Here is a 22,458-nt window from a genome sequence, read left to right on the forward strand (position 1 = left end):
TTGTAACTTTTTTCGATGGATTGTGGAACTTTAGATAATTATTAGGCTAATCATTGAAATGTCGTGATTTTTATCACATTTAACATAGATAAAAATCATTACTTTTTTAAAAAATCTGTATTATTATTTTGAATAAACCACACATTATATAATCAATATTTTTAGATGGAACTTTACTTAAAATAAGTCTCATTTTATGACAACTTCCAATATAGAGAGCATTAATTATGAAGTTGCAGGGTTCCAATATATTGGGACAGGAACAAATAGATTTATTAACCACACGAGGATTAAACTTTGTATGGTTTCCAAAGCAGCTTGAAACGATTTATCGTTTTCAATACCAAAACGGTGCTGCCTATGAGTTCCGCTATAGAGCGCCTATTATTTTAATATTATATATATTTTTAAGCTTTGGTATATATCAAGTTTTACCAAGTGAACAAGTTTTATCCTGGTTTAGCTATTATTGTTGGGTTGGTGTAATTGTTCTTATCGCTTGGATTTTATCATTTATTAAAAAATTAAATCAGTATTTTGATTATTATGTAGGAGTTGGCTCGGCTTTAGCGGTAGCAATTACTTTTATTTTAATTAACGTTATTGAGAATGGACAAGATAATGTTCTTTTTCATGCTGCCATGATGTATGCAATCGTTATTATTTATGGTGCTGTTGGTATGCGCTTTTATACCGCCATATTTGCTGGATGGATGGGAGGACTGGTTGGAATTTTAGTAAGCAACTACTTAAATGGTGTGATCGACTGGACGTTCTTAAACCGAACTTACACTTTTAGTAGTTTTTTGGGAATGACCCTCGCCTATGCAACGGACCGTCAACATCGAGAAAACTATCTACAAAACTGTATGATTGAGCTGAATCGCATTGAGCTCATGCAACAAGCGCAGCAGTTATCCTTACTTTCTCAGCAAGATGCACTTACTAGTTTAGCCAATCGACGTTATCTAGATGAAACTTTGGATAATGAATGGCGCCGTGCATTACGACATGAAACCCCACTCACTATTATGATGGTCGATATCGATTATTTTAAAGCATACAATGACACGCTAGGACATCTCAAAGGTGATGAATGTTTAAAAGAAATCGCAATTGCTATTTCTTCTATTGCTGCTCGTAGTGGAGATTTAGTTGCTCGTTATGGTGGTGAAGAGTTTTTACTACTATTTCCAATGACAAATTCTCAGCAAGCTTTGATACAAGTCGAACGTTTAATGAATGCGATTAATAAAATTGCGATTAAACACCCATGTAGTGATGTTTCACCACACGTCACTATTAGTGTAGGAGTCGCAACCACAATTCCACGTCTAAACGATTCTATTTCTGCTTTTGTGGCACGAGCAGATCATGCATTATATAAAGCAAAAACCAATGGACGTAATCAATATAAGATTGCTGTAAACGAAGAACAAATTGTAGATTTGACTTAAAATGGAAAATAACTTTTGGCTAGTGATTAAATTATTTGTTTTTGATATTACTCTTTTAAATTAAAATAATAAAAGATCCCTCTATTTAGCTTTTCCATCCGTGGTAAAGCTAAAATGTAATCTAGATTTAATATGTACTAAATATTTTTGTTTAGTTCTTAATATTAAATTAAGAATGATTTAGTTAAGATTAATACATACCTACTCTAAGCTAAAAAATTCCAGTTCATCAGAATTCTCCTTTTAACTTCTTCCAAAGTTTATTTATAAAATAGAGCAATAAGTTTTGCTCCATCCTTAGAGGTGTTGTCTGAACAACTTCATTTGAAAATGGCAATATCGAGACAATATTCTCATGTATCGTTTCATAGTTCGGATAAGCCTCTTTTTTAATAATCTCTATAATTTTTTGTATTTCATCTACAGATAAGTTCAAGAATTTTTTAATTTCTTGGACTGTCTTTGATTCAATAGATAATAAAGCACAAACTCTAGTTACATTAACAATTTGCTCTGCATGAATATTTTTAAAGTTTGGATAACAAACAAGTTTATATAGAATTTTTGTCTCAAACGGATCTGTAGCAGTTATATTTCCTATTCGTTCTCGATAAGATTTTTTAAAATATTCATTATTTTCAATTTCTAATAAAATTTTTAAAAGCTCCTGATACCTTAATGGCCTCTTTAATCCATATTGATAACCTTTTAAAAGCTCAGGATTATTACTTAATACAATTTTAATTTTTTTAGGAAGAAGAATATTTGTATAGCCGCTGTCTAAATCAATAATATATATATCTGGGTTATCATCACTATATATCCAATTTTCAGATAGCTGAGAGGATAAAGATAAGTCATGAATAACTTTTATCATTGCCTCTAAGTTTTTAGGCAATAGTTTATCCTTTGACATACAGCCAATTCTATATGTACATTGATTCATTGATATTTCCCCAATTTCAATGATGACTTTGAAAATTATTTGTTTAAAGTAATAAAATTTAAATATGTAATAAACTTATATAAAACTAATTTGAATAAAATTAGCTTTAAGATATAAATATCATGAGCAAGTATAAAATTAATAAGACTTTAATTTCTTACTTAAGCAGATAAATATATTCAGAAATAAATCGCGCGTATTATATTTATATAGAGATTATAAGACAAGGAAATAATTTAAAATTTAATAGAGCCCAATGTGATAAAAAATTAAAGCCCCCAAGTTTAAGTTAAATATGGGGGCTTAATTTACTACAGTCAGAATTATGACTATGGTTCAATTGGTGCAAACGGTGGAACAACATCTGCATTTTGTGCACGATGGCGTAGGAAGTGATCCATTAGGACAATAGCCAACATTGCTTCTGCAATTGGAGTTGCTCGTACACCTACACATGGGTCATGACGGCCTTTAGTCAATACATCAGTATCTTCACGGCTTAAATTAATCGTTTTACCTGGTGTTGTAATACTTGCAGTTGGTTTTAATGCAATGGCAACTCGAATGGTCTGACCACTCGAAATACCGCCTAAAATACCGCCTGCATGGTTCGCTAAGAAGCCATTACTCGTCAACTCATCACGTGTTTCATGACCAAATTGCCCAGCAACTGCGAAACCATCCCCGATTTCAACACCTTTAACCGCATTAATGCTCATCATGGCATGAGCAATGTCAGCATCTAGGCGATCAAAAACAGGTTCCCCCCAGCCTACAGGAACTTTTTCAGCTAAAATTTCTAGCTTAGCCCCGCAGCTTGTACCTTGTTCACGTAAAGACGTAACCAATGCTTCAAAACGAGGAACAGCATCTACATCACCACAGAAAAATGGATTATTTGGAACTTCATTCCAATCCAGTTTTTCGGCAACTTCATTACCAATTTGTGTGACGTGACCGCGAATCAATACACCGAATTTTTCTGCTAAATATTTTTTAGCAATAGCACCCGCTGCAACACGCATCGCAGTTTCACGTGCACTCGAACGACCGCCACCACGGTAATCACGGAAACCATACTTTTGTGTATAGGTGTAGTCCGCATGACCCGGTCTAAAAGTCTGAGCAATATTGCCGTAATCTTTCGATTTTTGGTCAGTATTACGAATGAGTAAACCAATTGGCGTACCAGTAGTTTTACCTTCAAACACACCAGAAATAATTTCAACCTGATCAGGTTCTTTGCGCTGAGTCGCAAATTTTGATGTACCCGGCTTACGGCGGTCCAGATCTTTTTGTAGATCTTCTTCGGTTAACTCAAGACCAGGTGGCACACCATCAACAATTGCCATTAAGCCAACGCCATGAGACTCACCACATGTCGTTACACGAAAGAGTTGTCCAATACTGTTCCCTGCCATATGTACAACTCCTTATGCTTGTTGCTGTTCAAATAGTTTTCTATAACGACGACATTGTTCTGCGGTTAAAGCAAAAATGCCAGAACCACCTTTTTGGAAAGTAAGCCAGTTGAAATCAATCGTATTGAAGTTTTGGCGCATGGCCCATTCAGAGTTACCCACTTCAATGACAATTAAACCATCTTCAGTTAAATAATCTGCTGCTTGAGCAAGCATTTTACGCACGAGGTCTAAACCATCTTGGCCTGCTGCCAATGCAAGCTCAGGTTCGTGTAAAAACTCTTCCGGTAAGTCAGCCATATCTTCGGCATCAACGTACGGAGGATTACTTACAATTAAATCGTACTGGTTTTCAGCTGGAATCTTGGCAAATAAATCAGATTCAAGTAACGCAACTTGATATTGCTTATTGTGGTGTTCAACATTAATCGATGCTACTTCTAAGGCTTCTTTAGAGATGTCCGTTGCATCCACTTCCGCATCTGGGTATGCATAAGCCAAAGCAACAGCAATACAACCAGAACCTGTACACATATCTAAAATACGCTGTGGAGTTTTAGGTTTTGCATTTTCTGGCAGGTTGTTAAGTGCTTCACGCATTTGACCATTTTCATCTAAGCAATATGGTGCAAAGCGCTGTTCAATTAATTCAGCAATTGGTGAACGCGGAATAAGTACGCGCTCATCCACATAAAATGGCTTATTAAAGAAGTAAGCTAAATTTAATAAATAAGAAGTCGGAATACGGTCATTAATACGACGTTCTAACAAACTTAAGAATTCTGCTTTTTCACTTGGCAAAAGCTTAGCATCTAAAATCTCTGAGTCTGCTGACCATTCAAGAGATAAGGTTTGTAAAACTAATGCAGAACTTTCTGCAAAATAATCTTCAGTACCTTGTCCTAAATGTGCATCATGTTGACGTAATGCTGATACCCCAAAGCGAATAAAATCTCGAATTGTAGATAAATTTTCAGCAGCTTCCTGTAAATGTTCAGGGCTAATCGTCGGTCGCTCCACTTAGGCGTCTCCAAAGGCAAATTTTGCAAAGTGACTATTCTACTGAGTGAGACAAAGCAACGCAACGCTTTGCCTTGTGAAGCAGTGTTTTACACACCTATCTCTAACAATCACAGCTTAAAATCAGAATACTTTGTTTTAATTAAGAAATAATGAACTTTTAACCAGGTATAGATTTCGCCTATGAAATAAAAAAGCGGTCAATATTTAAAGACCGCTTTTTGTGTTTAGTTGGTTTAAAGCTTAAGTTTTTCTGCCACATAATCCGAATCTTTGTCTCCACGACCAGAAAGATTAACCACAATCATGGTTTCTTTCGACAGCTTTGATGCTTCTCGTATTGCCCATGCGACAGCGTGTGAGCTTTCAAGCGCAGGAACAATTCCTTCTACACGAGATAAGGTCATAAAAGCATCCAAACATTCTTGATCAGTTGCTGTGCTATATTCAACACGGCCTAAATCTTTTAAGAAACTATGCTGTGGCCCAACACCAGGATAATCCAATCCTGAAGCAATAGAATGCACGGGTAATGGTTCACCAGCTTCATTTTCAAGCACGTAACACGCCATACCATGAATTTGACTTGGTTTACCTAAGGTTAAAGTTGCCGAATGCATGTGAGTTTCTAAACCATGTCCTGCTGGTTCAACCCCAACCAATTTCACATCCGAATCATTTAAAAATGCCGTAAAAGCACCGATTGCATTTGAACCGCCACCAACACATGCAACAACATAATCTGGGTTTTTACCAAAACGATGATGCGTCTGCTCTTTAATTTCATTGCCAATAATCGATTGAAAATCTCGAACCATTTTTGGAAATGGATGTGGTCCAACCACAGAACCAATTGCATAAATAAAGTTTTTAGGGTCTTTTAAATATTCTTCAAACGCGCTATCTACAGCATCTTTTAAGGTTGCTGTACCACGTGTTACTGAAACTAAATGAGCACCCAAAATTTTCATTTTGACCACATTAGGGTGTTCTTTTTCAATATCGACTTGTCCCATGTGAATTTCACATGGAATACCAACTAAAGCACAAGCCGTGGCTAAAGCAACGCCATGCTGTCCCGCACCTGTTTCAGCAATAACTTTCTTTTTGCCCATATATTTGGCAAGAAGAGCCTCACCTAAACAGTGATTAATTTTATGGGCACCCGTGTGATTTAAGTCTTCACGTTTTAAATAAATTTGTGCACCGCCTAACTGCTCAGAAAGACGTTTTGCGTGAAATAAAGGACTTGGACGACCTACATAATTTGTAAAGAGGTCTGATAGTTCATTTTGAAATTCTGGTGTATGGCGAATTTCCTCATAAGCAACATTAATTTCATCCATTGCTTCTTTTAAATGCGGAGGAATAAATTGGCCTCCATATTCACCAAAAAATCCCTGTTCATTTGGCAAAGCAATACCATTAATTTGATGTTGCATATCATCCCTCTTTTTAAATTATTAAAGTTATCAAGTTTATCGAGAAAGGTAGCGTGTTAAGTCCTCAATGCCTTTTAAGGTCATTGGATACATATGGTTTTCAAAAATCTCTTTAATCCAACCAATGGTTTGAGTGTAATGCCAATACCCTTCAGTTTCAGGGTTTAACCATGCTGTTTTATCAAAATGTTGACGTAGGCGACGTAACCAAACCTCACCTGTTTCATCATTCATATATTCAACCGAGCCACCTACCGATTTCAGCTCATACGGTGCCATACTGGCATCACCTACGACAATTACACGATAGTCGCGTCCGTAAGTATGGAACAGATCCCACGTATTCATACGCGTTGCTGTTCTTCGGTAGTTATCTTTCCAGACATAGTCATAGAGACAATTATGGAAATAAAAGTATTCGAGTGTCTTAAACTCACTTTTAGCAGCACTAAAGAGTTTTTCGCATTGAGCAATATGAGCATCCATCGAACCGCCCACATCGAACAACATCAGTACTTTTATTCGGTTTCGACGCTCTGGCACCATCTGAACATCCAAGATACCTTGTTTGGCTGTTTCTCGAATAGTTCCATCAACGTCTAACTCTTCAGCTGCGCCTTGGCGAGCAAATTTGCGTAAACGTCGTAACGCAATTTGCATCTGACGAGTTCCAAGAACTTGGTCATCATCTAGATTTTGGTATTTCCGCTGTTCCCAGACTTTAACCGCCGAACGTTTACGCCCCGGCCCACCAATTCTGACGCCTTCTGGATGGTCACCAAAAGCTCCAAAAGGTGAAGTTCCACCTGTGCCAACCATACGGTTACCACCTTGGTGTTTCTTATGCTGTTCGCGTAAACGTTCTTCTAGCATTTTCATCAGTTCTTCTAAAGAACCTGCTTTTTGGAGTTCAGCTCTTTGCTCTGGTGTTAAATGCTTTTCGAGAAGTTCTAAATCGAACCAGTCTTTTGGTAATTTATGAACTTGCTTAAGCAACTCATCGATATCAAAAGTTTCAATACCATCAAAGTAATCTTTCATGGCACGATCAAACTTATCAAAAAATCGCTCATCTTTAACTAAAATAGTTTTAGCAAGCTGATAGAACTCTTCTTGGTCGGCAAAAACCAAACCTTCACTCACCGCACGGTTTAGATCAATGAGTTCACGAGTGGTAACTGGAACACCATATTTACGTAAGGTGTAAAATAACCGCACAAACATGGGTTACTCCCTCCCTTAACGTCGAGACATAAAAGCCAAGCGTTCGAGAAGTTGTACATCTTGCTCGTTTTTGATGAGAGCACCATATAAAGGTGGAATAGCTTTAGAGGTATCTCGATTACGTAATACATCTTCAGGCATATCATCTGCCATGAGCAAGCTTAACCAATCAATTAACTCAGAGGTTGATGGTGGTTTCTTCAAATTAGGAATTTCACGTAGTTTAAAGAAAACCTGTAAAGCTTCGTTTACTAGTGTTGCAGAGATATTTGGGAAATGAACCGCAATGATTTCTCGCATTGTGGCTTCATCTGGAAACTCAATATAGTGGAAGAAGCAACGACGCAAAAATGCATCTGGTAATTCTTTTTCATTATTTGAAGTAATAATTACAATTGGGCGTTGCGTTGCCGTAATTGTTTCATTCGTTTCATAAACATAAAAAGACATTTTATCGAGTTCATGCAACAAGTCATTTGGAAACTCGATATCGGCCTTATCAATTTCATCAATTAATAATACGCAACGCTCTTCACTGGTGAAAGCTTCCCATAATTTACCGGGTTTAATATAGTTCTTAATATCGTAAACTCGGTCATCACCTAACTGGCTATCTCTTAAACGAGAAACTGCATCATATTCATACAACCCTTGCTGTGCTTTAGTTGTAGATTTGATATGCCAAGTAATCAGTTTTAAACCTAAACTTTGTGCTACTTGTTCAGCAAGTAAAGTTTTACCCGTGCCCGGTTCACCCTTAATCAGTAAAGGCTTTTGCAAAGCACGAGCTGCTTTTACAGCAAGCTTAAGACTATCAGTCGCGATATATTGATCTGTACCGGTAAAATGTTGGGTATCAGCAGACATGTAAAGACCTTATTTTTCTATTTCAATGGTTAGATGGAACGCATGCTTTTGTTTGTTGAATATTTTGACCAACAATATCCAATTACCAAACCTAGACCAACTACAAACAGAATTAAAGATAAATTTGACCAAATCAACGGACTATCTTTAGTTAAAACACCAAAAAGGAGTCCAAAAATAGCAGGTGCTACAGATGCATTCGGTCCTTCAGACACTGTTGGTGTAACTAAAATAGCAAATACAATCAGCCAGCTAATTGCACCAAAGGTGGTAGGAAGACGGCGCATTAATCGCCACCAACACCACAAAGCAATAATAGCGCCTATTCCATAAGCTGTTAAAGCAATAACACCTTCAGGAATAACATCCAAAAAAGAGAATAATTGATTCATTATTCCAGTTTGATCTTCACGCACCACGTAAGCCCTCTGGTTCAACTGCATTCGGGTTAATTAACCCCTCTGGCGGCATCTGAATAAAGAAACCTTTTGTTTGTAATGAGTCTAAAACATGTAAAACATTAACACGCGCCAATTTACGTGTTGGAGCCAACTCTAAATGCATGACAAACGTTGCACGACCAAACGCTTGTAAAACAGCTTCAGGAACATTTTCAAACGGATCAGCTTGTTCCGTATTGTCAGGATAGTTTGGACGAGCAATATACATGTACATTTCATCTTTTTTGCTCGATCTATAAATATCACAGTGCATTTCAAATCAACTCTTGAACTAAGGACAGCATACATGAAAAAAAACGACACACACACGCAGGTTTGTTTACGCATCAGTCGTTTTTTTAATTCTTGAGAAATATTAACCTACAACATTGATTAAGGTCGATAATAACTTTGTTCCAAACAGGAGTTAGATTTCATAAAAACAATATAAGTTTTTGATTTTAAATATTAAAATACAAAAACTATTTTATTAAAATAAAAGCAGTTCTTGGATTTTAACAAAGTATTCATCATCAAAGATTTGATAATAGTGTTCTTGCAAGATTTATACTTAAGCTATCGAAAATAATAAATTTCTTTTTCACTTATTTAAGAATATACACTTGAGTAAAACTTTTAACTACTTCACTACACATCACCAGACGTTACTTAACTCGTTTAATAGCGAGATATGTTTCAATAATAAGTATCTTGTTCATAGATATGGAGGACGAAATTATGCCTCGTGGTGATAAAACTGCTTATACAGCAAAGCAAAAACGTCAGGCCAAACATATTGTTGAGAGTGAAGTAGATAGAGGCCATTCTCAAGAAGAAGCCGAACGAATTGCATGGTCTACCGTCAATAAACAAGATGGTGGCGGTAAGAAAAAGTCCCATTAATATATAAAAATAAATACTTCTTTAGCTCAAACTAAAGAAGTATTTCTTATTTAAGAACGTGTTAAATTTTTTCTAAAAGACGCGAGTGCTTTTTATATAGTCATCGCTTACTTGATTTAAGGCACTCAAAATAGCGCTATCATCTTGACTTAATAAAGCTTCATTAAGACTTTCCATATAAGCAATGAGTTGGGTTTTAGAAGTATGGGCGAATTCGGTCGTTACAGCTTCATCTTCATATAAGATTACATAACTACGTGCAAAACCGTAGATTAGGTAAACTGCTGCTTTTTCTTTTGTATCTTGAGATTCTTTAAGAGACTGCTCACATGCATTTTTTAAGTCTTTAAATGCATCTGTACCAGTAGATTGATTTTTGAAAGATAAAAGTATTGTTTGGAAGTTCATATCCATATTCCACTTAAAAAGTAAAGCTACAGAAGAAGATAGAACCTGTCAAATAATATCCTGATTAATATAAATTTAATTGTAAATAAATTTATATTTAGTTTCTTTTAACTCACAATAAATCATGCAATAAAAAACCACTCCTTTTTAAGAGTGGTTTAGTTAAAACTATCATTCATTAGAAGCTTATTTCAATTGTAATCGTGGTACCAGAGTGCTCAATATCAGTTGAGACATTAAAACCTCTGCTTCTAAGCTCCCCTTCAACCAGTGTAAGATGATCAGGACTTATAGCATCAACAGGAAACCAGAAAGTTGCTTTTCGTTTCCCCTCCTTAGATTCAGACTCAGTACCAGTCAAAATTTTTTCCAATATGACGTCTTGATTTATTTTAAAGTTTTTAGCATTTTGACGAGCTTGTTCAGCATTAAAGTTGTTAAGCATATTTATCTCTCTAATTATTAATTTATCTAATTTTATATCATAAAAACGCTATATAAGTTTTAGTGTTGTGTAGTTAAAACCAATCAGAGATATAGGTTTATTGATTGAATAAACTTTCAACCCATTCGATAAATTTTCTAGCATTTCTATTTTTAAGATCTTCCTTATTTGGAATGTAGTAACACAGCTTTGATTGAACGGCTTTAGTTTTAAATTCCTGTAAAAGATTCGCCTTAACAAACCTTTGGGTAAGTGTAGTAGAGCAAAATACTAATCCATTGGCAGATAAAGCCTCGTGTATCCCAAAAATTTCCTGATCAAATTTCTTAATTATCACCCTATCTTGGTTCCATTCATTTTCCTCAAACCAAGCCTCTAGTGGTGGGCTTGGTAACGCCTTATTTTTCCATTCTGTCGTAAATAAAGTTATTGGTTCACTAGAACATTTAAGCAGATCAAGTTTGGATGAACCAAATACATTAAAAGACTCATATTTAACGATATCTTGAGACTGGACCAAAGATACGTCGCCATATCGAATAGGTAATGTATATAAATGATTATCTAAAGTTTCACCTGTAGAAAACTCAACAGAGATATCGGGGTGCAATTGATAAAATTCATTTATTAAAGGAATTAGCAGCATTGCAGCTAGTGAAGACGTACTAGCGACTCTCACTACGTTTCCATTTACTGTTATTTCATCTAGTGCATCTTCAATCTTACGAAACCCCTCAGAAATTGCTGCAGCAAGTCTTTTCCCTGTCGTTGTAAGCGTTATTTTCCTTACCTGTCGATGAAATAAATCAACATTTAATCTGCTTTCTAGATTCGCAACATGATGTGAAATTGCAGTCGGTGTAAGCGAGAGTTCTTCAGCAGCCAACTTAAAACTACCCAATCGAGCGGCTGATTCAAATGCTTTAAGTGCTTGCAAAGAAACTTGCATGTCTCCTCCCCACTTACAATTATAGATGAACTAAAATCATCTATAATTGTAATTTTCTCGTTTGTCTACTTATGTTTTAAAACTCAAAATAAATTAAATCCTAACCTTTCTGGAATTAATGATGAGTAAAATATTACATATAGATGCTAGTGTCAGAGCTGCGATTAACCCCAACCCAAATCACAATTCTATTTCAAAAAATATTGCCAGTCGGTTGATCAACTCTTGGAAACAACAATTGCCTATAGATGAGTATATTTATCGTGACGTAGGAATGAATCCACCACCCTTTATTAATCAAGCCTGGATTGATGCTGTATTCACACCTGACAATAAAAGGACCGAAGCTCAACGTGATGTTTTATCTATATCAGATCAATTAATAGCAGAAGTTTCGAGCTCAGATATTCTTGTAATTTCTTCACCTATGTACAATTACGGCATGCCTGCTCAACTGAAAGCATGGTTTGATCAAATTATTCGTATCAATAAAACCTTTGATTTTGACCTAGCTCGTGGAGACTTTCCCTTACAACCTCTTTTAGCTGGAAAAATTTTAATTATTATCACTTCCAGCGGTGAATTTGGGTTTGAGAAAGATGGGATTCGGCATGATATGAGTCATCTTGTACCCCACATTCGTACACTGAGCAAATATTTAGGCGTAGAAAAAATTTATGAAATTACTTCTGAATATCAAGAGTTTGGAGATCATAGGCATATAGAATCATTGGAAAATGCTTTTCAAAAAGCTGAAGAAGTTGTTTCTAAACTTGCTGATTCATTTAGATAATATCTGTAGATTTTAATACTCATTTTTAAATTTCATAAAATTAAGTTACTTTAACTAAGCCATATCATTAAAAATAAAAAAGCCTACCCAATTGGGTAGGCTTTTCATTTCTGCACCGAAACAAACTTATAGTTATATATTATATAAATTGAAGTTGTTTTTCTTAAATCCAAGAATATACAGACCTGTATGTTTAATCAATTGAATTTTTCTCATTATATAAGTTAATTTAATTCATTATTGAAATTTCAAATTATATTTACTTTATTACATTATTTTATGAATTTTATTAGACTAAATAATTATTTAGATAAACTACAGAAAATCTATTTTTTGTATACTTAGATATTATAATTAGCTCATTTTAAATAGTAATTAATTAAAAATTTAACAGAATGGTTATACTTTAGTTAAAAAGGCTCATCATATGATGAGCCTTTAAATTTCTAATTATTTATTGCATTTTAAATAGATAAACTTTGTTTTTCTTCTTGAAACAATTGGATTAATGGTTGCGTTAATAACTCATAACGCCATCCTAACAGATAGTCGGGTAAATCCTGTTCATCCCCTTGAAATAGAACATGTTGATGAATGGCGTTTAACCATTTTTTTCTCAGCAACACTTCTTTAGGAATAGAAGTCTCATTTATTGCATGAGCAAGCACCATATCCATTTTATTTAAAGTCTCTTTAGACGTAATCTTAAATGGTTTTGCAATCTTTGATGGCCATTTGCTTTCGACTGGCAAATCTTTAAGAAGTTCTAAAATCGTTTTGCCGTACTCGCGAACTACGTTTGGACGAATATCTTTAACTTGCGAAAGTTGAAAGCTATTGCGAGGGTTTTTTTCAACCATATCAATCATGGTTGAATTTCTAAGAATAAAACTGCGTGGCTGATTCGTTGCTTTCACAATGTATTCACGCCATTCACTTAAATTTTGTAATTGCATTAGCTGACGACGTGAGTGACGATAATTTCCCACATCGGTATATAGTAATTCGTTAGGGGTTTCACTAATGATTTCTTTAGTTAGACTACTACAGTCCTCAAGAACATAGTTATAAAGCCCTTTCTGCTTAAGCTGTTCTTGAATATGATGAGCTAACTTCATTAGATACAAAACATCGTTAGCAGCATAACAAAGTTGTTGAGGAGATAAAGGTCTAGCTAACCAATCAGATCTGGTCTGATCTTTTTCAATATCAAGACAAAGTTTTAAAGCACCTTGGTAACTCACTTGCAGGCCATGACCTAAAAAAGAAAGGCCCACTTGAGTATCAAATACATTAAGCAAATCTTCTTGATCAGCATAATGATAGATTAAATCAATATCTTCTCCACATGCATGAAAAATGTTTTGCTGCGCGAGGAAAATCTTTTTCCAAAACTGGCTTAGATCTAATGAAACACCATCCAACAGATAGACATCACCATTTACATTGACTTGGCATACTCCAAGTTTAGGCCAGAGTGTGTCAACCTTAATAAATTCTGTATCAAGTCCATATATTGAACATTGATCCATTTTTTGAAGAACATCAACCAATTCGGTTTGCTGTTGGATAAACTGAAACATGCTTTCTCAAGTATTGCAAAGAGTGCTTTAAACTCTGGTATATATAACATAGAAGCAGAAAAATGCTACTTAATCCTTTATGAATACTCTATTTTTGAACAATTTTTCGAAAATAGATAATTTTTTGATCTTTTAATTGTACTTTTTAAATTTATCTCCAAATGTTCTTTATTTAAAATTTATAAGACCTTTTTCATTCTTATATTCATATTTTATTTAAACTATCTTTAATAATAAAAGACAGAATAATATTTATGTTTAATAACTGAATTTAATTAATAAATTTAATCAAATTGATAGTACATTCATTAATGAAATAAGCATCGGAATGCTTATTTCATTCTCATGCGGTTATGCACTGCCTGACTTAAAGTATGACTATCTACGTATTCGAGTTCACCACCCTGAGGTACACCTTGAGCAATACGCGTCATTTGTATTGGTAAATGTTTAGTCGCCTCTACCAAATAATGGGCTGTCGCTTGTCCTTCTACAGTCGCATTAGTTGCCAAAATGACTTCTTCAATAGTACCTTGGCTTAGACGCTGAATGAGATAAGGAATACCAATTTCTTCCGGACCAATACCATCTAATGGAGAAAGATGGCCACCTAAAACATGGTATTTTCCACGAAAGCTACCGCTTTGCTCAATCGCCATCACATCCGCTGGTGATTCAACCACACACAATAACTGATCATCTCTGTCAGTTGAGGCGCAAATATCACAAATTTCATGTTCAGTCAGAGAATGGCAGACACTGCATTCATGTATATAACTTGAAGCCTCATGTAAAGCATGCGCTAATGCAAATGCCCCTTCTCGATTTTTCATCAAAAGATGTAAAGCCATACGTTGAGCCGACTTCGGACCAACGCTTGGCAATATACGTAAAGCTTGAACGAGTTGTTCAAATCTATCGCTAAACACTGAATTTCCTTAGAACATGCCCGCTAAGCCAGGTGGTAAACCCATACCAGAATTTGCTTTTTGCATTTTTTCTTCAGAAATCACTTCTGCTTGACGCACAGCATCATTTACTGCAGCAGCAATTAAGTCTTCAATCATGTCTGGTTCATCTTGAAGTAATTCTGGATTAATTTCGATACGTTTTACGATATAACGGCCAGTCATTGTGACTTTAACCAAACCACCGCCCGCTTCAGCGTGTACTTCAGTTTGAGCAAGCTCTTCTTTAGCCTTTTTTATATTTGATTCCATATCTTTTTGCATGCGCTGCGCTTGCTGCATAAGCATATTGATATTCATAAACCTAACTCCGTATCTCTATCAAATATTTCAAGTATTATTGATAGTCACATAACACTGCAAAACTTAAACTCTTTCTACTCCCCCTATAGATCATCAAGATCATTGAGGTTAGTACGTTTAAATCAAAATTAATCCGTAATTCTGACACAATAAATCAATGTTTTCTATTGGTATCTATGAAACTATTTTCTATGGTCAATCCACTATAAAGCTTTTATATAAAAAACTTTTGATGAATAGAAAAAAGTAAAATTTAGAAAAGTTACTGGGCAGCCTGTAGACTTTTATTGTTTGTTTTATATTCACTTAAAGGAACTTTCTTGAACGAAGTATTGGCTTTTTCTATTGAAAGATCAGCATCTTGAACGGATTTGTTTGCATCATTAATTAATAATACAGTTTCACTGATCTGTGTCGGTTCATCTTTTTGAGCAAATACTTTATATCCAACCAGTCCAATTGCCCCTATCGCAACTAAAATAATTATTGGTTTAAGCATGACTAAAGACTCTCTTTGTTATTTTTATTAAATTTAGAACTTTTATACGTTGAAATTTTAGACTGATTTATAACAATACGTAGACTTTTTATTGCTATTGTTGCTTATTAGTAACACAAAAAAGCCACATTAAAATGTATGTGGCTTTTCCATAACAAACATAATTTAATTAGATTAAATCTAATCCACGCGAGATATCACCAATAATGTCATTAATATCTTCTAGACCAACAGAAACACGAATTAGACCTTCTTGAATACCAGCTGCTTCTTTTGCTTCAACAGAAAGTTTGCCATGAGTTGTGGTTGCTGGATGGGTAATCGTCGATTTCACATCACCTAGATTACCTGTAATCGAGATAAACTTAGTATTATCAATAACCTTCCACGCACCTTCACGCTCGCCTTTAACAACGAAGGATACAATACCGCCAAAGCCATTTTGTTGTTTAGCAGCAAGTTCATGATCTTCATGAGCAGGTAAACCAGCGTAGTAAACCTTCTCTACCTTTTCATGAGTAGATAACCATTCTGCAAGAATTTGAGCACTCTCACAGTGTGCTTTCATACGTAAACGTAAAGTTTCTAGACCTTTTAAGAAAACCCATGCATTAAATGGGCTCATTGATGGTCCAAGCGTACGAACAACACCAAAAACTTCTTCTAACAACTGATGATTACCAACAACAGCACCACCTAATGCACGGCCTTGGCCATCTAAGTATTTAGTCGCAGAGTAAATCACAAGATCCGCACCAAACTTGAGTGGTTGCTGCAAAACAGGTGTACAGAAACTGTTATCAACCGCAAGTAATGCACCATTCGCATGGGCGATATCTGCTAACGCTTGTATATCTGCAATCTCAGCTAGAGGGTTAGACGGTGACTCAACAAAGAAAAGTTTGGTTTCAGGACGTACAGCATTTTTCCATTCGTCTAAATCACATAAATCAACAAATGTAATGTCTACACCAAACTTGGCAATATATTTTTCAAACAAAGCAACAACTGAACCAAAAACTGCTCTTGAGCAAATAACATGATCACCCGCTTTTAGGTATGCCATAGCAACTGACAAAATCGCGCCCATTCCAGAGCTTGTAGCCACGGCACGTTCAGCACCATCTAAAGCTGCTAAACGTTTTTCGAACATCGATACAGTCGGATTAGTAAAACGAGAATAGATATTTCCTTGAACCTGACCAGAAAATTTTGCTGCAGCTTCAGCCGCATTTTCATATACAAATGATGAAGTCAAAAAAATCGGTTCGCCATGTTCGCCTTCAAAACTACGAGTATGTCCGGTACGAATAGCTAAAGTATCAAGTTGGTATTCTAAATCATCAGACTGGTTCATTAAATGTTCGCCTTTACTGGTCATGTACTAAAAAACTATCATCATTTTGAGTGTCTAGGGTATTTAAGGTCAAGGTAAACCTTAAAATTATCGCTTAGACTTTATTCAACTTTAGTAAATAGTTGGTAAAAGCAAGATGAAACGCTTAAAGTCCCTTGTCTCTGAACAAAGTCAAATCAAGCACCTCTCTACCCGACTATTTCGCCCTCAAACATTAGTATTGTCACAAAGCACTCCGTACGAAGTGATTGGTGAATTTAATCAAACCCGTATACGTTATTACGCAGCTACTCAAAAACAATTCAAAGAACCTTTAGTATTCGTTGCTCCACTCGCTATTAATATGGCGATATATGATTTATATCCTTATCGTTCTCTTATTAAATACTTCCAAAATGCTGGTTTTGATGTCTATTTGGTAGATTGGGGCCGTTTAAAGTTTAAAGACAGACACCTTAACTTTTTATCATTTATTGAAGATTTCATTCCTAAAGCCATACAACTTGTCAGAACACACTCCAGAAGTGAGCAAATCTCGCTTCACGGATGGAGTATGGCAGGTATATTCGTCACTTTATATACAGCGCATAATCATCCAAATTATGTTAAAAATCTTATTGTTCTTGGTAGCCCAATAGACAGTTATGCTTCTGGCTATATTGGGAAACTCTATCGAACCATAAACAATACGATTGGCCGCAATAAAAAAATTCAAAAACGTATTTACTCTGGATTGCCAAAACGTCTGATTCATAGCCCAGGAATTTTAAATTCTTTAGGTTTCAAAATTCTCGACCCTAAAGGCTGGCTCGATGGTCATATTCAATTACTTAAAAACCTTAATGATCTTCAGTTCGTACAAGAGCATGCCACTCTAAGTAGCTTTTTAAATAATATGATTGATTACCCGGGTGGAATTAATCAGGACATGTTGTTCAATGTTTGGTTGCAAAATCCATTGAAGCGCGGCTTTATTGAGTTAAAAGATAAAAAAATTGAATTAAAAAATATCGACTGCTCTCTCTTAGTGGGCGCGGGTCGTAGTGATCAACTGGTTACCGCTGATGCAGCTCAACCATTAAGCCAGTTAACCAGTAGCCAAGATGTTACATTTACTCTCATCCCTGGCGGACATTTGGGTCTCATGTCGAGTCAGGCAAGTGCATTGGAGTTCTGGCCACAACTAGCAAAATGGCTCACCGAACGATCAACGCAAATTTAAGAATAAGGTCATGATTCAACCTATTGCTTTTATTCGGTTGGGTGGAATAAACCCTCTTATAACAGTGCATTTACCAATAATATTATTGTTTTAATAGAAAATTATTATTTTCACTATGAAGGCACTTTGTTAACTTTTTTATAATCGGATGATTTAAAGTAATTTACAATCATCTGTGCACTTTTTTCAGAAGAGGCCTTGGCCTGCTCCAGTTTTGTTACATAAGGATTAGTCACTATACAGCTCGGAAGTAAACTATTTGTAAGCGGTGGAAACTTTTCTCTTCCACCTAGAGTAATTTTTTCGATAAAACTCGCTAACCACATAATGTACTCACTTTTATTCTTATAAATTGGCATTAAGCTGATATCGAGTTTAACTGAACATTCCTTTGCAGGTTTATTTAAACATTCTTCAAAATCAATAAAGTTATATTTTAATTTGTATGAAGTGTCTTTTATCTCTTGCCGGATAATACTAACTAAGCTATTCAAGTGCCCAATTACATCCTCGGAGAAAAGCTTTTCTTCTTCGAACTTTTTATAAACTTTTTCAGCAATTAGTAAAAATTGTGACATCACCTATTCCTTTAATATTTAGTCTTAACGAACGACTGATCCTTTAAGGAAGTATGATGAATATACTATTACTATGTGTAAGGGTATGAGGGTAGAAAGTAACTATCAGGGCAATTATGAAAGCAACATTTAGACTATGCCACAAAATCCAAATATAAGGCGAACTTATTCTCAATATAAAATACTAGATTTTAATGATTCGAAATAACTTTAATAAAAAAAAGCCCATTTCATTGGGAGAAATGGGCTATAAAAAACAAAAACTATCAAACGCAGCAATTATGGGGCATATAATAAGACTTTAAATATGTAAAATCAATGCATCTTTCAGGTGAATTTTAATCTTAAATAAAAGTCGAAAATAATTTTATCTCTGTTTCAATAAGAGAAGCCCATTTCCGTCTAAAATAAATGGGCCTAGTGAATTCCACCTAATCCTGAAATACAAAATGTGATAATTATCACGCTTTGTTCTTTGATCATGGCATTAATATCTTTCTTTTCCATTGACCAAAATTCAAACTAAAACTGTCTTTTCAGCAAAAGATGAGTCATGAATATGGCTTTTCTACGAACTTTTTGTTTTTTTATTTAATAGAAGCAAGCTTCCTATTTCCTTCATTATGAGCAATTACAAGGTATTAGATAGTAGTTAAATTATGGAAAGATATATAAAAATTTAGTTAAGTTTTTGTTTTTATTGTTTATTTTTAAAACATTGATATATAAAGATTTTATTCATTTTTTGCCCAAAATTCAAACCAAAATGACACTTGAGTAATTAATAGTCATTGAAATATTGGTAAGAAACCTTATATTGAGTACAGGTTCATACCTTTAACTGAGGAAAAGCTCATGAATAAATTTATGGTTGCAGTCTTTACTGGCATGGTGAGCATTGCTAGTTTAGGCGTACAAGCTGCAACACCTGAGCAAGAATGTCAAAAATTGCAAGATGATTACAATTTGATTTATGCGTCAAAAGGCTTTTGTTTTAAAGATCCTGATGCTAAAGAAAAATATGGTAATGAGAACTGTCATACGACAAAACCAAAGTTTTCTGACAAAGAGCAACAACGTCTTGACGCTATTAAAGAACGTCAAAAAGAATTGAAATGTAAATAATTTTAAAGGAATAATACATGGCATATGATGATCAAAATATCTTCGCAAAAATTTTACGTGGAGAACTTCCAGCGATAAAAGTCTATGAAGATGATCAAGTTCTAGCTTTTATGGATATTATGCCTCAAGCCGATGGTCATACATTAGTTATTCCAAAAACACCTGCTGTAACACTGCTGGACTTACCTGCTGAAGCAGCAGCCTATACTATACAAATTGTTCAGAAGATTGCTAAGGCAATGGAAAAAGCACTCAATTTGGAAGGTATTGTATTGATGCAACTTTCTGGAGCAGCAGCAGGACAAACTGTTCCACATGTTCATTTTCACCTAATTCCAACAAATGTGCAGCATCTTCGACGCCATGCTGTTGAGTTAGGGGATCAAGAAAAAATTAAAGAATTAGCTGAAAAAATTAAAGCAGCTCTTTGATTTTTATATGGTTAAAGCGGAGTTTAGACTCCGCTTTTTTTCGTCTAAAAACTATCAAAAAAATGAAAACAACTAATTTATTTCTAAATTTTAAACGTCATAAAACTGTCATTTATTCTTCACTTCTCTGTCACAAATTTTGCCGATACTGCTTAGCAAGTTGGTGAGCTTTTGTAACTTTTTGTACATAAGTCAACTACAAAATAAATAGTTAGCTAGGCATACGCCATTTTTAAATACCTTTTGGAGAAATCTCAATGAAGAAATTGCTACTCGCTGCCGCAGTTGCAACTTTGAGCGTAAACGCGGTGCAAGCAGCGCCAACTTTGTATGGCAAACTAAATGTTTCTATTAACCAAGTTGATAATAAAAATTTCGATGGTAAAAGTGACGTTACCGAAGTTAACTCAAACTCTTCTCGTATTGGGGTAAAAGGCGAAGAGAAATTAACTGACAAGTTATCTGCTGTTTATTTAGCTGAATGGGCAATTTCTACTGATGGTTCAGGCTCTGATACTGACCTTAGTGCTCGTAACCGTTTTATCGGTTTAAAAACTGAAGGTGTTGGTACATTAAAAGTAGGTAAGTATGATTCTTACTTCAAAACAGCTGCTGGTGGTAACCAAGACATCTTTAATGACGATACACGTTTAGATATTACTAATATCATGTACGGTGAAAACCGTTTAGACAACGTGATCGGTTTTGAATTAGACCCTAAATTATTAGCTGGTTTAACATTCAATATCATGGCTCAAACTGGTGAAAGCACCTCTGATAGCAAACAAGGTGAAACTGGTAAAGACAGCAAAAATGATAGCTTTGACTCTGTATCAACATCGCTTGGTTACGAAAACAAAGATATCGGTTTAGCAATTGCTGCTGCTGGTGACTTTGGTATTAAAGGTAAATATGCAGCTTACGGTCTAAAAGATGTTTATACCGATGCTTACCGTGTAACTGGTTCTTATGATATTGCTAAATCTGGTTTTGTTGTAGGTGCTTTATGGCAACACGCTGAACCTACTGATGACTTGACTGCTTATAAAACGTCAAAAACTACGCGTGTAGATGGTGTTGATAAAACTACAGATACCTATACAAACTACAAAGGTTTAGAAGAAGAAGCATATGCAGTAACAGCTGCTTATAAAATTCCTAACACTAAACTTAAAGTGAAAGCAGAATACGCTTCTGCTGAAACACAAGTAAGCGGTAAACAAGATCGTAAAATTGACTTATACGGTTTAGGTCTTGATTACCAAATCAACAAACAAGCTCGCTTCTACGGTATCGTTGCTCAACAAAAACGCGACTGGATTAAAGAAGACGACAAACAAACTGTTGTAGGTACTGGTATCGAATATAACTTCTAATCGGTTATGTTTGATTCAGATCTAAAATAAAAGGGCTTATGCCCTTTTATTTTTTGTCCTGAGTAAAAAAAGCCGATATAAGACTTATCGGCTTTTGTAGATTTATATCTTATTTTAAAAAACCACTTACAAGATTCATGACATTTTGAATATCTTGGTTTGCTTCTTGATGATCGGTACTGTCACCTTGAGGTGTTAAAGAGTCAATGACCTGAGGTAAGACGGATGCGATTGCACCGTAAACTTGCTCTTTTGGCGCTTGGGCTTGCTCAGCAACTTGTTCAATGTCAGCTGGATTAAATAAACTCTGTAATTGCTGAGTCGGAACTTCGCTATTACTTTGATTTGGATCAACCCAGCTTTGAACCTGGCTTCCTAAACCCGCACCTTTCAACTTTTCTAATGCAGCCTGTAAACCACCTTGTTGCTGCACCCAACCTAAGATTAAAGGCACAACTGCAATTAATAAACTTTGTACACCGCCACCTGCTTGAGGTGTGTTGTTATTGCCAGTCACTTGCCCTAATACAGAACCTAGTACGCCCCCAAGACCACCTTGGGTACCAGATGAAGTATTACCCCCCATTTGTCCTAGCACTGAACCTAAAATTCCACCTAAACCACCTTGACCTGACGCTTGCTGATTCCCACCTAAAGCCTGCTTAGCCAAAACTTCTACAATGTTGCTAAAATTAGTCATG

General features: G+C 35.3%; 25 protein-coding genes. 7 read left to right on the plus strand and 18 right to left on the minus strand.

The window, feature by feature from the left end; translation table 11 throughout:
• Positions 1 to 227: 227 nt before the first annotated feature.
• Entirely contained in the window at positions 228 to 1,457 is a 1,230-nt protein-coding gene (locus F928_RS13295; protein WP_002113652.1) for a GGDEF domain-containing protein, read from the plus strand.
• Positions 1,458 to 1,686: 229 nt separating this feature from the next.
• Here the strand turns inward: F928_RS13295 and F928_RS13300 are convergent, their stop codons facing one another.
• The 8 genes from F928_RS13300 to F928_RS13335 form a co-directional block, all read right to left on the minus strand.
• Complete coding sequence (locus F928_RS13300; RefSeq protein WP_002113891.1) at positions 1,687 to 2,403, minus strand: hypothetical protein; 717 nt, start codon at positions 2,401 to 2,403, stop codon at positions 1,687 to 1,689.
• A 329-nt stretch (positions 2,404 to 2,732) separates the two neighbouring features.
• On the minus strand, positions 2,733 to 3,824 hold the full coding sequence (aroC, locus tag F928_RS13305; RefSeq protein WP_002113712.1) for a chorismate synthase: 1,092 nt from the start codon (positions 3,822 to 3,824) through the stop codon (positions 2,733 to 2,735).
• Between the two features lie 12 nt (positions 3,825 to 3,836).
• On the minus strand, positions 3,837 to 4,844 hold the full coding sequence (prmB, locus tag F928_RS13310; RefSeq protein ID WP_002113580.1) for a 50S ribosomal protein L3 N(5)-glutamine methyltransferase: 1,008 nt from the start codon (positions 4,842 to 4,844) through the stop codon (positions 3,837 to 3,839).
• Positions 4,845 to 5,080: 236 nt separating this feature from the next.
• On the minus strand, positions 5,081 to 6,286 hold the full coding sequence (gene trpB, locus F928_RS13315; protein WP_002113726.1) for a tryptophan synthase subunit beta: 1,206 nt from the start codon (positions 6,284 to 6,286) through the stop codon (positions 5,081 to 5,083).
• 36 nt (positions 6,287 to 6,322) lie between these two features.
• Entirely contained in the window at positions 6,323 to 7,510 is a 1,188-nt protein-coding gene (locus tag F928_RS13320; protein WP_002113937.1) for a vWA domain-containing protein, read from the minus strand.
• 15 nt (positions 7,511 to 7,525) lie between these two features.
• Positions 7,526 to 8,377, minus strand: a complete 852-nt coding sequence (locus F928_RS13325) for an AAA family ATPase (RefSeq protein ID WP_002113662.1) — start codon at positions 8,375 to 8,377, stop codon at positions 7,526 to 7,528.
• A 29-nt stretch (positions 8,378 to 8,406) separates the two neighbouring features.
• The gene (locus tag F928_RS13330) at positions 8,407 to 8,793 is read right to left on the minus strand and encodes a hypothetical protein (protein WP_002113949.1); all 387 of its coding nucleotides are present in this window, start codon (positions 8,791 to 8,793) and stop codon (positions 8,407 to 8,409) included.
• A complete protein-coding gene (locus F928_RS13335) occupies positions 8,786 to 9,091 on the minus strand; it encodes a YcgL domain-containing protein (RefSeq protein ID WP_005069366.1) in 306 nt (101 codons plus the stop codon). The genes F928_RS13330 and F928_RS13335 overlap by 8 nt, the downstream gene beginning before the upstream one ends.
• 464 nt (positions 9,092 to 9,555) lie before the next feature.
• Here F928_RS13335 and F928_RS13340 point away from each other — a divergent pair, with 464 nt between their 5' ends.
• Complete coding sequence (locus F928_RS13340) at positions 9,556 to 9,720, plus strand: hypothetical protein (RefSeq protein WP_002113596.1); 165 nt, start codon at positions 9,556 to 9,558, stop codon at positions 9,718 to 9,720.
• Between the two features lie 72 nt (positions 9,721 to 9,792).
• Here F928_RS13340 and F928_RS13345 read toward each other — a convergent pair whose 3' ends face one another.
• The 3 genes from F928_RS13345 to F928_RS13355 form a co-directional block, all read right to left on the minus strand.
• Entirely contained in the window at positions 9,793 to 10,128 is a 336-nt protein-coding gene (locus F928_RS13345; protein ID WP_005076147.1) for a hypothetical protein, read from the minus strand.
• A 178-nt stretch (positions 10,129 to 10,306) separates the two neighbouring features.
• Entirely contained in the window at positions 10,307 to 10,573 is a 267-nt protein-coding gene (locus tag F928_RS13350) for a hypothetical protein (RefSeq protein WP_005076149.1), read from the minus strand.
• A 97-nt stretch (positions 10,574 to 10,670) separates the two neighbouring features.
• On the minus strand, positions 10,671 to 11,522 hold the full coding sequence (locus F928_RS13355) for a LysR family transcriptional regulator (RefSeq protein WP_005076152.1): 852 nt from the start codon (positions 11,520 to 11,522) through the stop codon (positions 10,671 to 10,673).
• Between the two features lie 118 nt (positions 11,523 to 11,640).
• On the opposite strand from F928_RS13355, the gene F928_RS13360 reads away from it, so the two are divergent.
• Positions 11,641 to 12,315, plus strand: coding sequence for an FMN-dependent NADH-azoreductase (locus F928_RS13360; RefSeq protein WP_080632710.1), 675 nt, complete (start codon positions 11,641 to 11,643; stop codon positions 12,313 to 12,315).
• A gap of 464 nt (positions 12,316 to 12,779) precedes the next feature.
• Here F928_RS13360 and rnd read toward each other — a convergent pair whose 3' ends face one another.
• The 5 genes from rnd to metZ all read right to left on the minus strand — a co-directional run bounded on the left by rnd (position 12,780) and on the right by metZ (position 17,025).
• Positions 12,780 to 13,898: a ribonuclease D gene (gene rnd, locus F928_RS13365; RefSeq protein WP_005076158.1), complete on the minus strand. Its 1,119-nt coding sequence runs from the start codon at positions 13,896 to 13,898 to the stop codon at positions 12,780 to 12,782.
• A 332-nt stretch (positions 13,899 to 14,230) separates the two neighbouring features.
• Positions 14,231 to 14,827 carry a recombination mediator RecR gene (gene recR, locus F928_RS13370; RefSeq protein ID WP_002113756.1) on the minus strand — a complete coding sequence of 199 codons (597 nt, stop codon included), beginning with the start codon at positions 14,825 to 14,827 and terminating at the stop codon, positions 14,231 to 14,233.
• Between the two features lie 9 nt (positions 14,828 to 14,836).
• Positions 14,837 to 15,166, minus strand: a complete 330-nt coding sequence (locus F928_RS13375) for a YbaB/EbfC family nucleoid-associated protein (RefSeq protein ID WP_002113538.1) — start codon at positions 15,164 to 15,166, stop codon at positions 14,837 to 14,839.
• A 265-nt stretch (positions 15,167 to 15,431) separates the two neighbouring features.
• Complete coding sequence (locus F928_RS13380; protein ID WP_005076161.1) at positions 15,432 to 15,668, minus strand: hypothetical protein; 237 nt, start codon at positions 15,666 to 15,668, stop codon at positions 15,432 to 15,434.
• Between the two features lie 169 nt (positions 15,669 to 15,837).
• Complete coding sequence (gene metZ, locus F928_RS13385; RefSeq protein ID WP_005076163.1) at positions 15,838 to 17,025, minus strand: O-succinylhomoserine sulfhydrylase; 1,188 nt, start codon at positions 17,023 to 17,025, stop codon at positions 15,838 to 15,840.
• Positions 17,026 to 17,161: 136 nt separating this feature from the next.
• On the opposite strand from metZ, the gene F928_RS13390 reads away from it, so the two are divergent.
• Positions 17,162 to 18,247: an alpha/beta fold hydrolase gene (locus F928_RS13390; protein ID WP_005076165.1), complete on the plus strand. Its 1,086-nt coding sequence runs from the start codon at positions 17,162 to 17,164 to the stop codon at positions 18,245 to 18,247.
• Positions 18,248 to 18,360: 113 nt separating this feature from the next.
• On the opposite strand, the gene F928_RS13395 is transcribed toward F928_RS13390, so the two are convergent.
• The gene (locus F928_RS13395; RefSeq protein WP_005076167.1) at positions 18,361 to 18,825 is read right to left on the minus strand and encodes a hypothetical protein; all 465 of its coding nucleotides are present in this window, start codon (positions 18,823 to 18,825) and stop codon (positions 18,361 to 18,363) included.
• Between the two features lie 855 nt (positions 18,826 to 19,680).
• On the opposite strand from F928_RS13395, the gene F928_RS13400 reads away from it, so the two are divergent.
• The 3 genes from F928_RS13400 (at position 19,681) to porB (ending at position 21,757) form a co-directional block, all read left to right on the plus strand.
• Positions 19,681 to 19,950, plus strand: coding sequence for a YARHG domain-containing protein (locus F928_RS13400; protein ID WP_002122146.1), 270 nt, complete (start codon positions 19,681 to 19,683; stop codon positions 19,948 to 19,950).
• 17 nt (positions 19,951 to 19,967) lie between these two features.
• Positions 19,968 to 20,381: an HIT family protein gene (locus F928_RS13405; RefSeq protein WP_002122141.1), complete on the plus strand. Its 414-nt coding sequence runs from the start codon at positions 19,968 to 19,970 to the stop codon at positions 20,379 to 20,381.
• A 257-nt stretch (positions 20,382 to 20,638) separates the two neighbouring features.
• Positions 20,639 to 21,757, plus strand: a complete 1,119-nt coding sequence (gene porB, locus F928_RS13410; protein ID WP_002122289.1) for a porin — start codon at positions 20,639 to 20,641, stop codon at positions 21,755 to 21,757.
• 109 nt (positions 21,758 to 21,866) lie between these two features.
• Here porB and F928_RS13415 read toward each other — a convergent pair whose 3' ends face one another.
• Positions 21,867 to 22,457, minus strand: a complete 591-nt coding sequence (locus F928_RS13415) for a YidB family protein (protein WP_005076171.1) — start codon at positions 22,455 to 22,457, stop codon at positions 21,867 to 21,869.
• Between the last annotated feature and the right edge of the window lies 1 nt (position 22,458).

The organism is Acinetobacter pittii ATCC 19004 = CIP 70.29 (assembly GCF_000369045.1).
Taxonomy (GTDB): Bacteria; Pseudomonadota; Gammaproteobacteria; order Pseudomonadales; family Moraxellaceae; genus Acinetobacter; species Acinetobacter pittii.